The organism is Bradyrhizobium canariense (assembly GCF_900105125.1).
GTDB lineage: Bacteria > Pseudomonadota > Alphaproteobacteria > Rhizobiales > Xanthobacteraceae > Bradyrhizobium > Bradyrhizobium canariense_A.
The window spans coordinates 6,359,223-6,374,503 of sequence record NZ_LT629750.1; the positions used below are offsets into that span (position 1 = coordinate 6,359,223).

At 61.1% G+C, this 15,281-nt stretch carries 11 protein-coding genes and 1 pseudogene; 4 read left to right on the forward strand and 8 right to left on the reverse strand.

Translation table 11 applies throughout. The features are described 5' to 3' along the window. Positions 1 to 32: 32 nt before the first annotated feature. The 8 genes and pseudogenes from BLV09_RS38280 to BLV09_RS30140 form a co-directional block, all read right to left on the reverse strand. A pseudogene (locus BLV09_RS38280) lies at positions 33 to 236 on the reverse strand (SDR family NAD(P)-dependent oxidoreductase); the annotation flags it as partial. A gap of 47 nt (positions 237 to 283) precedes the next feature. Then, positions 284 to 1,612: a cytochrome c gene (locus tag BLV09_RS30110; RefSeq protein ID WP_146689975.1), complete on the reverse strand. Its 1,329-nt coding sequence runs from the start codon at positions 1,610 to 1,612 to the stop codon at positions 284 to 286. Beyond that, the gene (locus tag BLV09_RS30115) at positions 1,609 to 3,387 is read right to left on the reverse strand and encodes a GMC family oxidoreductase (protein WP_146689976.1); all 1,779 of its coding nucleotides are present in this window, start codon (positions 3,385 to 3,387) and stop codon (positions 1,609 to 1,611) included. The genes BLV09_RS30110 and BLV09_RS30115 overlap by 4 nt, the downstream gene beginning before the upstream one ends. After that, on the reverse strand, positions 3,387 to 4,082 hold the full coding sequence (locus tag BLV09_RS30120) for a gluconate 2-dehydrogenase subunit 3 family protein (RefSeq protein WP_100385878.1): 696 nt from the start codon (positions 4,080 to 4,082) through the stop codon (positions 3,387 to 3,389). The genes BLV09_RS30115 and BLV09_RS30120 overlap by 1 nt, the downstream gene beginning before the upstream one ends. A 306-nt stretch (positions 4,083 to 4,388) precedes the next feature. After that, on the reverse strand, positions 4,389 to 5,588 hold the full coding sequence (locus BLV09_RS30125) for an alpha/beta hydrolase family protein (protein WP_146689977.1): 1,200 nt from the start codon (positions 5,586 to 5,588) through the stop codon (positions 4,389 to 4,391). 271 nt (positions 5,589 to 5,859) lie between these two features. Further along, entirely contained in the window at positions 5,860 to 7,239 is a 1,380-nt protein-coding gene (locus BLV09_RS30130) for an efflux transporter outer membrane subunit (protein ID WP_146691371.1), read from the reverse strand. Between the two features lie 29 nt (positions 7,240 to 7,268). Continuing rightward, entirely contained in the window at positions 7,269 to 8,387 is a 1,119-nt protein-coding gene (locus BLV09_RS30135) for an HlyD family secretion protein (RefSeq protein ID WP_146689978.1), read from the reverse strand. Beyond that, the gene (locus BLV09_RS30140) at positions 8,384 to 10,030 is read right to left on the reverse strand and encodes a hypothetical protein (protein WP_197684992.1); all 1,647 of its coding nucleotides are present in this window, start codon (positions 10,028 to 10,030) and stop codon (positions 8,384 to 8,386) included. The genes BLV09_RS30135 and BLV09_RS30140 overlap by 4 nt, the downstream gene beginning before the upstream one ends. Before the next feature lie 544 nt (positions 10,031 to 10,574). Between BLV09_RS30140 and BLV09_RS30145 the strand changes: the two genes are divergently transcribed. The 4 genes from BLV09_RS30145 (at position 10,575) to poxB (ending at position 15,220) form a co-directional block, all read left to right on the forward strand. After that, entirely contained in the window at positions 10,575 to 11,513 is a 939-nt protein-coding gene (locus BLV09_RS30145; protein WP_244548850.1) for a fumarylacetoacetate hydrolase family protein, read from the forward strand. 81 nt (positions 11,514 to 11,594) lie between these two features. After that, a complete protein-coding gene (locus BLV09_RS30150; RefSeq protein ID WP_146689980.1) occupies positions 11,595 to 12,389 on the forward strand; it encodes an acetoacetate decarboxylase in 795 nt (264 codons plus the stop codon). 93 nt (positions 12,390 to 12,482) lie between these two features. After that, positions 12,483 to 13,349 (forward strand): alpha/beta fold hydrolase, encoded by an 867-nt coding sequence (locus BLV09_RS30155; RefSeq protein WP_146689981.1) that lies wholly within the window; start codon positions 12,483 to 12,485, stop codon positions 13,347 to 13,349. A gap of 149 nt (positions 13,350 to 13,498) precedes the next feature. Next, positions 13,499 to 15,220, forward strand: coding sequence for a ubiquinone-dependent pyruvate dehydrogenase (poxB, locus tag BLV09_RS30160; RefSeq protein ID WP_146689982.1), 1,722 nt, complete (start codon positions 13,499 to 13,501; stop codon positions 15,218 to 15,220). The last annotated feature ends 61 nt before the right edge of the window (positions 15,221 to 15,281 follow it).

Consider the following 15,281-nt stretch of genomic DNA (forward strand, 5'->3'; position numbering starts at 1 on the left):
ATTTCCCGGCGCATTCGGTCTGCGACGGTGTTCACGACCTCGGCGCCGTCCTGCGACGGATCAATATGGACACCTTCCGACTCGATCCTCGCAATCACAGCCTCGGCCGACGCGGCATTGCCGGCATAATTCACGACGACGGCAAAGCCATCTTTGCCGAGGCGTTCAGCCACAGCAGCGCCGATGCCGCCGGACGCGCCTGTGACGATTGCAACTTTTAATGTCTGGCCGGTCATGACGAAATTCTCTTGTGTAGACGCCGTTGTTGCCGATCCGAGCACGGCTATTCGTTTGGCCTCATCGCCTTGCGCACGCGGGCTACATCGCCGATCGTGGTAGAAGAGGCGTGGTTGCCCCAGCTCGTGCGAATGAAATTCACCAAATCCGCTAGGTCCTGATCCGAGAGGCGCTTGGCGAAGCTCGGCATCACGAATTGCGCAGGTGCACCGCCTGTCCGGGGCGTGCTCGAACCTTGCAAAATGATCGAGATCAGCGAGATCGGGTTTTCTGCCTGGACGACGCCGTTGCCTGCCAAGCGGGGAAAGACGCGGTCATACCCCATCCCATCCGGGCGATGGCAGGCGGCGCAGCTGTCGAGATAGGCCATGGATCCCGGTTTGCTTGCATCGCCGTTTTTAAGCGCGTTGTGAACAGCGGGGTCATAGACGAAAGGACTAGCTTCGCCGTCGTGGTCACTGCGGATGGATTTGAGATACTTCGCGGCCGCCAGCGCGTCCGCATCACTCATATATTGGGTACTATGAACGATGACGTCGCGCATGGAGCCGAAGGCGATGCCCTTGGAGCTTGCTCCGCCCTTGAGGAATTGCGCCAGCTCTTCGACACCCCAATCACCAAGCGTTCCGGGCCCACCGTTTCGAAGGCTTGGTGCGAAAAAGTTCTCGATTACCGCGCCTGACAGATAGGCCGAGCCGTTCTTTGGCGTCGTCGCCTTGAGCTGCATGGTGATGGCGCGGGGCGTATGACACTCGCCGCAATGGCCTAAGCCCTCAACAAAATAGGCGCCCCTCGCAACCTCGGCATTCAAGCCGGCTGAAGGTTGGAAAGGTGTAGGCTTGGGTGCGAAGAGCCAGCGCCAGTAGGTTAGCGGCCAACGCATCGAAAGCGGGAAAGGGATTTCACTCGGGCGGTTCGGAACGACCGCTGCAGGGACGCCCTGCCGGAAATAGGCATATAGCGCGGCAACGTCCCCAGGCGTCGTGTTGTAGTACGACGTGAAAGGCATCGCCGGGTAAAGCGTATGTCCGCCGGCGACGCCAAACCGAAGGGCCCGATCGAAGTCAGCCAGGCTGAAGCGTCCGATCCCGTGTATAGGGTCCGGCGTGATGTTCGTCGTGTAGATGGCGCCGATCGGCGTGACCATACGAAGACCGCCGGAGTAGGGCGGTTCACCGGGGATGCTGTGGCAGGCGGCGCAATCGCCAAGCCCGGCAAGGTAGGCACCCCGCGCGACTACGTCCGGCGTCGCCGAGGGCGCCGCGAGCTGAGCCTCCCCCGTATACCGGTCCCCGACATAGGATATCCCCATCGCCAACAGGAGCCCCGCCACCCAGACTATGCAGACGGCGAGAATGCGGGTCTTCCACCTCATGCCGGCACCAGAGGGCCGGGTGATTTGAGGTAGCTATCGCGGATCTTCGCGGCCGAAAAATAGGCAAGACCAGCAAGCAGTCCGGTCGGGTTGTATCCGATGTTCTGCGGAAAGGCCGAGGCGCCGTAGATGAAGAGATTGGAAACATCCCAACTCTGCGAATAGCGATTGATCACACTGTTCGAGGGGTCGGTTCCGATGATCGCGCCGCCGGTGGTGTGCGTCGTCTGATAGATGCGCGCATCGTAAGCCATGCCTGGTCGCAGGACGAGCGTCGCGTGCTTCTCAGGTTTCATTACGCGGACGATCTCCTCCATTTTGGAGGCAGAGTACGCAGCCATTTTGTATTCGTTGTCGTGCCAGTCGAACGTGATGCGCAGGAGCGGCAAGCCGTGCGCATCCTTGTAGGTCGGGTCGAGAGAAAGATAGCGGTCCCGGTACGACATCACGGTTCCAAGGGTGCCGAGCGGTGCGGAGTGCCGATAGTGCTTGCGGATACCGGCCTTCCAGCCCGCTCCCCAGTGTGGAACGTCGGGCGGGAGCATCATCTGATCGATTGGCCGCCCACCAGTGCCGCCGGCAAAGATCTGCGATCCACCGATGAAACCGAGGCCGCTATGATCGAAATGGTCGGAGTTAAACTCGTCGATGACGCGCTGGCCGGCGGACCCAGCTCCTATGAAGGGGTTGATCTCGACATCTTCGCTGAAATAGGCCGCCGTCTGGGCGCACATCTGATAAGCGTAGTTCTTCCCCACCAAGCCCTCACCCGTTGTCGGGCTATAGGGCACCCCTATTCCGGAGAGCAGGAGCAGCCGCACGTTGTGCATCTGGAAGGCGGAGAGGATGACGAGGTCCGCGGGCTGCTCGACCTCGGCGCCGCTATCATCGACGTACAACGCGCCTGTTGCGATCTTCCCGCTGCTGTCCCGAAGGATCTTGGTGACATAGGCACCGGTCCTCACCTCGAGGTTAGGTCGGTCAACAAGGATTGGCAGGATGGATGTCTGCGGCGATGCCTTGGAGTAAAGGAAACACCCGAAGCGCTCGCAGAAGCCGCACAGATTGCAGGGTCCGAGCCTCACGCCATAGGGATTTGTGTAGGCGATCGAACTGTTCGCCGATGGGATTGGAAAGGCTTTGTAGCCTAGCTCCGCCGTGGCCTTCTCAAACAACCTGGCCACCTCGATCGGCGGCAGCGGCGGTGTAGGAAATTCATCGCTGCGCGGCCCCTCGAACGGATTCCCGCCTTGCCGGATTGAGCCGCGCAGGTTTCCGGCGACACCCGAGACCGCGCAGACCTTTTCGAAATGATCGAAATGGGGCTCCAGCTCCTCGAAGGTCACCGGATAGTCCTGGATCGTCATATCCTGCGGGATCGCGCTCTTGCCGTAGCGCTCTTCGATGTGGCTGCGCAGCCGCAAATCTTCCGGCGACGCGCGCCAAAGCTGTCCGTTCCAATGGACGCCAGCGCCGCCGACGCCATTGCCGAGAACGAACGACCCATATTTGCGATACGGAGCGGCCACGTCGTTGAGGCTGTGACGGATGGTCACCGTTTCTTTCGCCAGGGGTTGCCAGAGATCACCCCGCACCCCGTACTTCAGCTCATCCGCAATCCGCGGATATTCAAAGTCGGGCGACGTGTCCCTGGCTGGGCCGCGCTCGAGCGCTACGACCGATAGACCAGCATCTGTCAGCGTTTTCGCCATGATCGCGCCGGCCCAGCCATAGCCGATGATGACAGCGTCTACCCGCTTCCGACGCTCAGCCATCAGCCGCGCGCTCCGCTGATGGCGACTGGACCATAGGGATAGGCGCGGCCAGCCTGGTCGATCCAGTCTGTGAAATCCGCACGCGCGCCGGGAAAGCCGATCCACTTCCACGCCGCCATGCCGCGGTTCCCGCCGTAGAGCGGATCAGCGAAGTAGCCCTCCTTGGCATTTGCGAGCAGCTGGCCGAAGAAGACGGGCGCGGGGACTGTCGTGAACCTTACCGCGTTCTTTTCCATCCCATCGAGGAGCCGGTCCTGATCGCCGGCCGGCAATTCCGCGAACGTCTTTCCCAGCGTTTTGCGGGCTTCGACGTTCGCGGCCGCGATGCCGAGCCTGTAGATCTCACGCGGGGCATAACGAAGTTGGTAGCCCAAGGACGGCGGGACATCCGTCAGAAAGGGCCCAGCCAAGTAGAAATATGCGCCATGCCCATAGGGCATTTCCATTTGGCGATCGATGAACTCCGGAACTCCGGCCTCAATCCCCCCCGGGCCAGGACCTTCAGACGGGATGAGGCGACCGACCGCCGCGCGAACAAATGCCCACTCATCCGCGCTGAAAAAAGTCGGCGCGTATGCGGTAGCGCCATCCCCACTCCTTGGTGAACATCCCGCCAGTCCCGACAGAACCGCGGTCGCCACAGGGGCGGCTCCCAACAGCAGGCTTCGTCTGTCTATCGAAAGACCCTTCGCCATGTGTATTGTTCCTCGATCTACGTTTCCGTCGATGTCGCCTTCACCCTGGACGCATTCTGATCCGACGCCGTCGCGATAGCTGAACGCTGCCGGCCGCCCGGAAGCTGGCGGCTCTCCGCCGACGCAACGCATCTGTCGCGCCCAAGGAGACTGCCGGTGGCGCGTCGTCGTCTGTATCCCCCTTATGGGGGGAACGAGATTCAAGATCGGGGGGACGGTATTGTCTCAGCCCGATGTCGACATCTCATGGCGTGGTCAGGTCGGAGGGAGGCCCACTACGATGCATGCGCCAGGACAGTGCGACTCTCATCCCAGGACCTCATCGAGCCAATCGAAGATGGTCTGGCCCGCAAGGCGCATGGCCCCCATGTGACAATGCGTCGAGGCGCCTTGGGCGCGCGTCAGGGTCACCAGCTTGTGCGGAGCTTTCAGCCCATCGGCAACCTTCTGCGCCTGGCCCTTCAGGAACGCGTCCTCCTCGGCTTCAAGGATCAGGGTCGGTGCCTCGATGCGATCGATGATGCCTTCGAGCGTGTAGTCAGCGCTTTTGCGCAGGTAGTCTCCGAACGAGGTGGCGCCGGTCGTCCAGACGCCATTGCGCATTGCCCAGCGGGCATTGGTGCTCTTCTGCATGAAGAGCTGCATCACCTGGTCGACGGCCTCGTCCTTGTCGCCGGCTCGCACCCATTCGGTGACGAAGCCGGGCAGCAGCGCGGCGTTAGCGTCGAAGAAGTCATACATGCCATCGTCGAGGATTAGGGCGGCCGGGCGCTTGTCGAAGGCTGCGGCGCGGGCGATCAGCTGGGCGCCGAGGCTATAGCCGAAGGGGACGAGCTTGTCGGAGGCGAATTCCGGGCGCTTTTGTGCGTAGTCGAGAACTGGGCCGAGAACGGCTTCCCAGTCGTGACGGAAGACGAGCTTGTCGTCCCGCAGCGCGCTGCCCTGGCCCGGCCCGTCGAAGGCGATGACGTTGTAGCCCCGCCGCAGCGCAGCCGCGCCGATGGCGAACCAGGCCTCCTCGCGCGTCGAGTCGAAGCCATTATTGTAGACGATCGTCGGGCGGGGCTTACCGCTGTCGTCGACCAGGAACAGATAAGCAGGCAGGCTGCCGTCGCCATAGGGGATGCGCACGTCCTCGACCGGCGTGTCGAACAGGGCTCCTGCCTTGAGGAAGGTGTCGCGGGACTTCGCGGTCAGCCCGGTCACTTCCGGATCGTTCCAGGCATCGTCGCGGCGATAGAATTCGGCGGCACGATAATAGTTGGAAGCGCGCAGGAACGCTTCTCGGGCGCTGACCTTATGCCCCGCCGCGAACGACGCCTCGCCAGCCGCCTCGATCCGGGCCGCGAGCGCCTTCCATTCGCGATGCCAGGCCGCCTCGTCGCCCTCGCCGATCTTCTCGGCGGTCACGATGATCTCGCCAAGATCGGCGCCGCCGTCCACCGCGAAACCTGCAGCGCGCAGCGTCTCGAAGGAGAAGGACTCATCCTCAAACAGGAATTTCATGTGGCTCGCCCGGTTGGCTTCCGTCGCCGGCCGAGTGGATCTCGATCGTCTTCCGGAAGCTGGCAACTCTCCCGGCCGCGACGCCGCCGTCACGCCATCGGAGCTAGGCAGACTGCAGCGTCGACGTCTGCACCTCTATCCCCCTTATGGGGGAAGGTGCCTCAGGAATGGGGGCACGAGTTCGTTTCAGTCCGAAACGACAGCGTCCCTATCGTGCGAAGCAAGAGCTCCCGGTTCTGCCGAGTTACCCAATCGTCGCACGACGCGAAACCTATGGCTGCGGGGCGGCGGCGGAGACAATCGTGCGCTGCTGTTCAGTCGGGCCGGTCCATCCACCGCCGCTGGCTTGATACAAGGCCACTGCCGAATTTAGGCGATCGGTGTGCACTTGAATAAGCGTGAGACGAACAGAAAGCAGGCTACGCTGGGCATCCAGCTGATCGAGATACGGTGAATAACCTGCGCGGTAGCGATTGGTCGCCAGCGTCAATGTTCGCGCGAGAATATCGCGCTGCGCAATGAGCGAGCGCTCCTGCTCAGCATTGTGCTGAACAGCCGCTAATCCATCTTCAACTTCACGAAACGCGACAAGCGCGGCCTTCCGATAGGCAAAGGCGGCTTGGTCTCGCCGGGCCACAGCAGCGTCCTGCTGCGCCTGCAATCGCCCACTATCGAACAACGGTGCGAGGATGCTGCCGCCCAGCGCCCATATTGCTATCGGACTAGCCGCAACCAGCGTCGAACCAACAAGGCCGCCTGATGCCGTGAGGCGAACGTCCGGCATGAAGGCCGCACGAGCAGAATCCAACGCATGGTCCGTGGCAACGAGCTGGAACTCCGCCGCAGCGATGTCGGGGCGTCTGCGCAATAGGCTTGCTGGAAGCGACACGGGCACAGATGGAGCGCTTAATCCATCAATGCCCTTGCCACGGGCGATCCCCTGAGGGTTCTCCCCTAGGAGAAGGTTGAGACCGTCCTCCTGGCGAGCGATCGCCAGCTCCGTGGCGGGGATCAGCTGGACTGTCGCTTCGTATTCGGCCTGAGCCTGCGCGAGATCCAGTTGGCTCGAATAGCCAGCAGCTGCTCGCCTGCGCGCGATTTCCAACTCTGCCTTTCGCGCCGCCAATGTCTCCCGCAGAACTATGATGCGAGCGTCCAGGGCTCGCAGCGTGATATAGCCGCTGGCTGCCGATGATGCGACCGCCAACCTGACGTTGTCGTGGGCCGCCTCGCTTGACAACATCACGCCGCGCGCCGCTTCGCTGGCTTGAGCCAGTTTACCGAAAAGATCGAGGTCGAGCGCCGCCTGAACTTCACCTTGGCCCGCTGTCTGAATCTCAGGAATTCCGAAACCGGGGTTGACGCTCCGGCTGCGACCGCCTTCCGCGCTCGCGCCAATATTGGGAAGTCGTTGCGCGCGTGACAGATTGAAGTCGGCCCGCGCCTCAGCAACCCTTGTGGCAGCGATGGCAACGTCGACGTTGTTGGTGAGCGCTGTTTCCACAACCCGTTGGAGCGTCGGATCGCCAAACGCCAGCCACCAATTTGGATCGACGTCGCCCGTAGCCTCCTTTCCGTGCCAAGCCGTCGGCGGCGAGACAGCCGCCTGTGGCGGTGGCATCGACCTAGGTCCGGCACAGGCCGCTAGCATCAACGGAACAAGAACCGCCGCCCGCCGTGTCACGACGGCCCACCTGTATCGACACGCACCTCGACAGACATGCCCGGTCGAAGTCGCGGCGCGAGGGCTTGTCCTGGATTTATGGAAATCCGAACACCGATCCGCTGGGGGACTTTCACAAAGTTGCCGGTCGCGTTGTCCGGTTTCAGCACCGAAAATTCGGAGGCTGCGGCTGGCGACAATTCCTCGACGCGACCCGCGAGACGCGCGCTATCAAGCCCGTCGACAGTGAAGCTTACCTTCTGCCCCACCCGCATGTGAGCTGTTTGCGCTTCCTTGAAAGCAGCTATGATCCACCGATCAGCAGGAACCAATGAGGTGAGCTGTGTCCCATTGGTTACGTACTGGCCTACCCGGACGCCGATTTCACCCAACTGCCCCGGCTCAACCGCACGTATCGTCGTGTGGCCGAGGTCAATGAGTGCTGCGTCGAGCTGCGCGCGCGCTGCGGCCACCTGCGCTTCCAAACCGCCTCGCGCGACGTCGATGGTGAGCACGTTCTGTCGGGCGACTTCCTGACCAGACACCGACTGTCCAAGCTGCGCTTCCACCTGAGCAAGAGCCGCTTTCGTCTGATCACGCTCGCGGATCGAGATCGATCCGTCGCCCACGAGCTGGCCTGCACGCGCCATGTCGGCTTTTCCACGCAAGAGCTGCGCCCTTGCGCTTGCCACCGCAGCAGCCTGTCCCTGAAGCGACGCCTCGGCTGACGCCTTGGCCTGGCGATTGTTGGCGAGCGCTGCCTCTGCGGCCGAAAGGTTTGCCTGCGCCATGTCGACTTTGGCGCGGTAAGAACTCTCGTCGATGCGGACGAGAACGTCCCCGGCCCGGACGGTCTGGTAGTCACGAACTTCGACTGCGATGACGTAGCCACTTACCTGTGGAGAAATAACGGCGGTCCGACCGCGTACATAAGCGTTTTCCGTCACCTGGACTGAACCGGTGAACGGAAGTAAGTCCCATGCCCGCATGATGGTGAAGATGGCCGCGCACCCGACGGCCAGAATTGCCACGAGGACCAACGGATGTTTTCGCGCCGGTCGCCAGTGCGCGGTGGGAGCCGGGCCTTCGGACGATTCGCCTGCGCCGCTGGGCGCCGCCTCGGAAGCTTCGGTCATGCTGCTATCCGCTTCACGTTCGATCCACCACGGATAGAGCGAAGAACAACGAGCCAACCCACGTAGAGCGCCGTGCCAAACGCAAGCAAAGCGAGCAGCCGAAATACGTCGTTGAACGCTAAGATGCTTGCTTGCTGCATGAGCGAATTACCGAGAAGCGACGCTCCTTCGGCGCCGCCGAGCGACGGGTCGACAATGACCGGGCTTAGCGCTCTGGCTCCGCTTTGAAGGCGATCGAGCACTTGCGGATTGCTCGCGAGCAGATCCTCCGACAATGCGGCGGCATGCGCATGTATTTGTATGACCTGATAGCTGCCCACGACCGCTGATCCGGCGAGGGCGCCCACATTCTGCGTGATACTGAACAAGACCACGAGCGTGATCAAATGGTCGGGGCCCTTCCGTATCAACTGAAGGAACCCGAAAAGAAGCGCCGGGCCAACAAACAACGTGGTTCCAAAACCGATGAGCGCCTGACTCAAATAGAGTTGCGGAGGACGAGTGAGGCTTGTTGCTTGACTGTCCATGAGCGCGCCGATCGCGATCAAAACCGCTGCCGCAATGACTTGATAGGGAATCCTTTGCTCCGATAGCGTCAGAGCGGCCGTCACCAGACCTAGAGCCATGGCCAGAATGACGATCCAAAACAGCGTATGCAGTTGATCGTTGTTTAAGCCGCCGGAAAACAAAAGCCCGACCGATCCAAAGGTCTGCTCGGCCAGCGCCAACCGCACAAGAAGTGCTATCGCGGCGAACCGGAGCATTCCGATTGTTCCGAGCCACTCAAAGTGCACGAGCGGATTTTGACGGGTGGTCTCGATTGCGGCCGCGAGCATGAATAACGGGACAGCGGCGATGAGCATCCAGCCAAGCCAGGGTGTGTCCGTCCACCAGAGCACGCGACCCAACCCAAGGACGGCGCAGCTGAGCAGCATTGCCGACACAACACACGCGATCGTCAAAAAATCGAGCCGCTCAAATGCCCTGCTGCGTTGACTTGGTGGCAGTGGAAAAAGCGAGATGCTCGTAAGAACGCAAAGCCCCACTGCAAGTTCGATTAGATGTAAGCCTTGCCAATGATCTACCGCCAATAATTCGACAGGCACGAGACGTGCTAAGGGTGAACCGAGCTGTGGGAGACTGACGCCAAATAGCAAAGCAAGCGGTCTTACCTTCGCCGGAAAAACCTGGAGAAAGTAGTAGACTGAGAGGCTGACCAGGGCCGCCCCCATAAGGCCGTTTACGGCCCGAACCAGCACAGCCATGCCGAAACTGGGAATGGCGATTTGAGCTACGGCAACAGCCGAGTAGCAGATTAGAATTGCATAGGTGACAGCCGGGATGCCGAATTGAATACGGGCCTTAACAAGTGTGAGATTGCCGCTAGCGTTCATGGCGTAGAAAATCGCCGGAAGCCAACTCGCTTGTGCAACGTATAGACCAAGCGATCCCGAGATGGTGCCCACATTCACACTTGTGAGCGCGTTTGGGAAACTCGTGGCGATCCCGACGAGTGTACCGGTGGCCGCATAACCTACACGCCGCCAAGGATTGTGGCGGGGAGCAAACGGAGACCCCGGAAAAGTTGGCGCCTCGTCTGGTGCGAACTGGTAATTTGTATTTGCCAGGCGCTCCTCGGTCACGTCTCTGCCCATCAGCGATAGAAGTTGCCGGCGGCAACCGTGGCAGGCCGAGACGGCGTGGGATCTCAGAACGAGCCGCCTCTACCCTGACTGCGACCATGATGGCGTCCAAGCTACGGAGGCGGCATCCCCTATAAGGGTGGGCGAGCGCCAAAACCGGGGGAGGTCTAGCAGCTGTCCCCGGATCCGTCGGACTGTGTTCCGTAGATTTGAAATCGAATCGTCGCTACCTGCGCCGTCGTCACGAAAAGCATACCCGCAATGCGCTCTTCACGATTTTGGTGCGGGCGATCCCGACTCGAACCGACACGCATCGCTGCGGCGGATTTCGAAGGAAACGCGGTTCCACCGGACTGAAATTTCAACTCAAGCATTGATTCAAACGAGTCCTGAGCCTGGATGCGGGTAGGTCCGTTCCGGTATGGGCTCTGACGGTTCCCCCAAACAGGACGAAGCGCCCCCCATCGGGGGGATAGGACCAACGGCGCATTTAATGCACCCTACATAAGGCTGTAGCCATCATCGCCTCTCCCGCGGAGCAGATATGAGGGGCAAATTTGAGCCAACCGTCCTGGAGCATTTCGGCGTTATGAAGATCATCGGTTTCAATACCAAGGGGGCCGCCCATCTCGGCGTCGTGGAAGGTGAAGAGGTAATTGATCTTCAGGCGGTCGATCCGAGCCTGCCGAATGATCTTGCCGAACTGCTCAGGCGTAACAACGGAGATCTGACATCACTCAAGGCTTTGGCTCAGCGGGCGCCGTTCAACGCACGCCGGCCGCTCGATGGTGTCGACTACGCGTTGCCCGTGGCGCGGCCTGGCAAGATCATCTGCCTCGGAGTCAACTATCGTGAGCACCTCCAGGAGGCGTTCCATGGCGACCGCTTCGAGGCGTCTCCGACGATCTTCATGCGGTGCCCCAGTTCGCTGCTCTCGCACGGCCGTCCGATCATCCGTCCCAAGGTTAGCGCGACGCTCGACTACGAAGCCGAAATGGTCGTGGTGATCGGCAAGCGCGCCAAGCATCTCGATGTGTCCAATGCGCTGTCCTGCATCGCCGGCTATTCATGTGCCAATGATGGTTCGATCCGGGAGTTCCAGGGCAAGACCACGCAATGGGACATGGGAAAGAACTTTGATGCAACGGGGGCTTTCGGTCCCTGGATGGTCACCGCAGACGATCTTCCTCCCGGTGGAAAGGGACTGAAGATCGAGTGTCGACTCAATGGCACGGTCATGCAGTCCGACAATACCGAAAACATGATTTTCCCGGTGGCGGAGAGCATCGCTTATATCACGCAAGGCATGACGCTGGAACCCGGCGATATCATCATGACCGGAACGCCATCGGGTGTCGGCCTTGCCCGCAAGCCCCCGGTTTGGATGAAGGCCGGCGACATATGCGAGATCGAGATAGAGGGAATCGGCGTGCTCTCGAACGCGATCGCAGACGAAAGCAACTCAACCGGTTCCCTGAATTGAAGATGTGCGAGCGCGCAGCAAGCACCCAGAACAGTCTTGCGACCGGCGACGCGTTCAAACGCTCGATGGAGGTTTGATTAGATGACCAGCACGGGATCTACAGGAGGCCTCTTCAACATTGGATCTCCGGATGCGCGGCCGCTATCGGCGCAACGAGTCCGTGAAGAAGCCTTTGCGATGCCCATTCACCAGCCGGCGTTCGGTCGCTCACCCAGTTGGTTTCTGGATCGCCCCGCGCTGACGGTCACCTATCGGACGGACATGGATCTGGCGCGCGCCATCGTGCCGGAGCCGCTGGTGGTCAAGGACCCGCTGGTCAGTCTCGCCTTTCTCTACATGGTGGCCCCGGGGATCGGCGACTATTACGAATTTGCTCAGAGCATCACATGCTTTCTCGGCGACGAAGAGGTCAGCTTTCGGCCGCTGATGGTGGCGGAGAATGTCACCGCGATCATCATGGGGCGCGAGGTGTTGGGCCTGCCGAAAAAGTACGGGCATCCGCGCGTTGGCCAGAACGGAAGCTCCTACGTCGGTACGCTGGAATGTGACGGCTCGCTCGTTGCCCGAGCAAGCATGGCTTACAAGTACCAGGACGTTCCAGCCGAACGAGCCATGAAGGCGCTCGCGCGTCCGAGCGTCGTATTGAAGATCGTCCCGGACGTCGATGGGCGGCCACGCATAGCCGACCTAGTGCGATTTGAATATTCCGACATCACGCTGAAGGGTGCTTGGACCGGGCCGGGCAGTGTCGACCTATTTCATCATGAGGCAGCCCCGCTTGCCGCGTTGCCGGTAAGGGAGGTCGTCTCCATAGTCCATACGCTCAGCGACAGCCTGCTTCGGCCGGGCACATCGGTCCATGACTATCTCAAGTGAAATCGGGCCGATGCCGGAGTGCGCGGCTGCGGCAGCGTTGATCTTCTTGCGATGAAGAATTGATGGCTCGCCCAAGGCGAAGGGAACGAAGCTGTGGAAGAGAAGTCGATCAGCCACCACCGGTGTGTCGTAAACGGCATTAAATTCCACTACGCCGAAGCCGGTGAAGGACCGCCGGTCATTCTGCTGCATGGCTTTCCCGAAACCTCCTATGCGTGGCGGTATCAAATCGATGCCTTGAAGACGCGCTATCGGCTCATTGTGCCGGATCTGCGTGGGTACGGCGCGACCGATAAGGCGCCCACCGGGTACGACAAACGCACCATGGCAAACGACATCCGCGCTCTCATGTCCAACCTCGGCATCAAGCGGGCGGCCATCGTCGCCCACGATCGTGGGGCTCGCGTCGGGCTGCGGCTCGCCAAGGACCATCCCGACGCCGTTGCTCGCTTTGCAGCGCTGGATAATATCCCGACGCGTTTGCTCTTTGGCATGATGAACGCCCGCGTGGCGCAAGCAAGTTGGTTCTTCTTGTTCCAAGGAGTCAGGGACCTGCCGGAGGCGCTCATCCAGGGACGAGAAGAGATCTGGCTGCGCTATATCCTGACCAGTTGGACTTACGATCCGGAAGCGCTCAGCGATATCGACATCGCGACCTATGTCCGCGCCTACGCGCAGCCCGGAGGGCTTCGCGGTGCGTTCGAGGACTATCGGGCCTGGCGAGAAGACGTCGCTCAGGACGAAGAAGACAAGGATATCAAGCTGCGTTGCCCCACCCTTGCCCTGTGGGGAAGCGAGTTCGAGGCGGCGAAGATGGTCGACATGGTCGAACTCTGGCGGGGCCTCGCCGAGGATCTCACGACAGCGCCGATCGCTTGGGCCGGACATCTTCCCCACGAGGAGCGGCCGGCGGAAGTCAACGCGGCGCTCGAGTCCTTCCTCGCACCCTGGCAGGGCTGACGGCAGCGCGGGCCCAAAATGAGCGAGCGCATCGCCCGAACTCAGATTGCACGATCTATCGATAGGCCAGCATTCAACGGAATCTGTTGGGCACGCGCATATGTTGCGACCGTCCATTGCGATTTCCGGGAACCAGAAGGAGTTGCACCATGACGCAGACGGCTGCGCACTTTATCGCGGCGACGCTGGAGAAGGCTGGCGTCAAGCGGATTTACGGCGTCGTCGGCGACTCGCTCAACGGCTTTACGGAGGCATTGCGAGCGCGCGGCGCAATTGAATGGAAGCACGTTCGGCATGAAGAGGCGGCGGCGTTCGCGGCTGGCGCCGAGGCCCAACTGACTGGCGAACTGACTGTGTGCGCAGGGAGTTGCGGGCCTGGAAATTTGCATCTGATCAATGGCCTCTTTGACTGCCATCGCAGCGGCGCGCCGGTCCTGGCCATCGCAGCGCACATCCCCAGCAGCGAGATCGGCATCGACTACTTCCAGGCGACGCACCCGGAGATCCTGTTCAAGGAGTGCAGCCACTACGTCGAGCTGGTGTCGAATCCCGCCCAGCTGCCGCAGATTCTCCAGCGCGCCATGCGCATCGCGATCGCGAAGCGGGGCGTGGCCGTCGTCGTCATCTCTGGCGACACGGCCTTGCAGCCCCTGGCCGCGGCGCCAGCCGATTGGATCGCACCCGCGAAACCCGATCTCCGACCCGATCCCGACGAATTGTTGCGGCTCGCCGACCTCCTCAACGGCGCCAGCTCCGTGACGATACTTTGCGGGGCCGGTTGTGCCGGTGCGCATGCCGAGGTCGTGGCCGTTGCGGGCAAGCTTAAAGCGCCGATCGTCCATGCCTTACGCGGCAAGGAGCACGTCGAATACGACAACCCGTACGATGTAGGCATGACAGGTTTCGTCGGCTTTTCGTCCGGCTATGCGGCCATGAAGGAGTGCGACGTGCTGCTGATGCTGGGGACGGATTTCCCCTATCGGCAATTCTATCCCGAGCACGCGCGAATCGCTCAGGTCGATGTCCGGCCCGAAGCCTTGGGTAATCGGTGCAAGCTGACGCTTGGTCTACTGGGTGACGTTCGACAGACGCTGTTGGCTCTAGCGCCGCTTTTGTCGGAAAATATCGATTCCCGGCATCTCGATAACGCTGTCGAACACTACAGGCATGCCCGCGCGGGCATGGATGCCCTTGCAGAGAGCGGTCCGAAGAGCACGGTGATCCATCCGCAATATGTGACCCGCCTGATAAGCGAACTGGCGGGCGACGATACCGTGTTCACCTGCGATGTCGGCACACCCACCGTCTGGGCCGCCCGGTATCTCAAGATGAACGGCAGACGTCGTCTGCTCGGTTCATTCAATCACGGATCAATGGCCAATGCCCTGCTGCAGGCAATTGGCGCCCAGGCCGCATTTCCAAAGCGCCAGGTCATCTCGCTGTCGGGGGACGGCGGCTTCAGCATGATGATGGGTGACTTTATATCACTAACGCAGCTTGGCCTGCCGATCAAAGTCGTGGTGCTCAACAACGGTACTCTCGGCTTTGTCGAGATGGAGATGAAGGCGAACGGCTTCCTGGACACGGGATGCGACCTCAAGAATCCAAATTTTGCCGCGATGGCTGAGGCGATGGGCATCAAGGGCGTTCGTGTTGAGCAGCCACAGGATCTGAGGGATGCGCTGGCGGAGGTGCTCAGCCATGATGGTCCGGCTCTCATCGATGTTGTCAGCGCGCGCCAGGAATTGGTTATGCCGCCGAAGACGACGTTCGACCAGGCTCACCAATTCGGTCTGTTTCTGATCAAGGCAGTGCTCAACGGCCGCGCGGACGAACTGGTCGACCTTGCGAAGGTCAACCTCACGCGCTGATCGCCTCAGCTGACCAGATGATTGCCTAGTCAAGATCTGAACGTGAGGCAGGCGAGGTATT

Coding starts and splice junctions, on each gene's coding strand:
- BLV09_RS30145 (WP_244548850.1), top strand. CDS start 10,575: ATGAGGGGCAAATTTGAGCCAACCGTCCTGGAGCATTTCGGCGTTATG.
- BLV09_RS30125 (WP_146689977.1), bottom strand. CDS start 5,588: ATGAAATTCCTGTTTGAGGATGAGTCCTTCTCCTTCGAGACGCTGCGC.
- poxB (WP_146689982.1), top strand. CDS start 13,499: ATGACGCAGACGGCTGCGCACTTTATCGCGGCGACGCTGGAGAAGGCT.
- BLV09_RS30130 (WP_146691371.1), bottom strand. CDS start 7,239: ATGCTAGCGGCCTGTGCCGGACCTAGGTCGATGCCACCGCCACAGGCG.
- BLV09_RS30120 (WP_100385878.1), bottom strand. CDS start 4,082: ATGGCGAAGGGTCTTTCGATAGACAGACGAAGCCTGCTGTTGGGAGCC.
- BLV09_RS30150 (WP_146689980.1), top strand. CDS start 11,595: ATGACCAGCACGGGATCTACAGGAGGCCTCTTCAACATTGGATCTCCG.
- BLV09_RS30115 (WP_146689976.1), bottom strand. CDS start 3,387: ATGGCTGAGCGTCGGAAGCGGGTAGACGCTGTCATCATCGGCTATGGC.
- BLV09_RS30110 (WP_146689975.1), bottom strand. CDS start 1,612: ATGAGGTGGAAGACCCGCATTCTCGCCGTCTGCATAGTCTGGGTGGCG.
- BLV09_RS30135 (WP_146689978.1), bottom strand. CDS start 8,387: ATGACCGAAGCTTCCGAGGCGGCGCCCAGCGGCGCAGGCGAATCGTCC.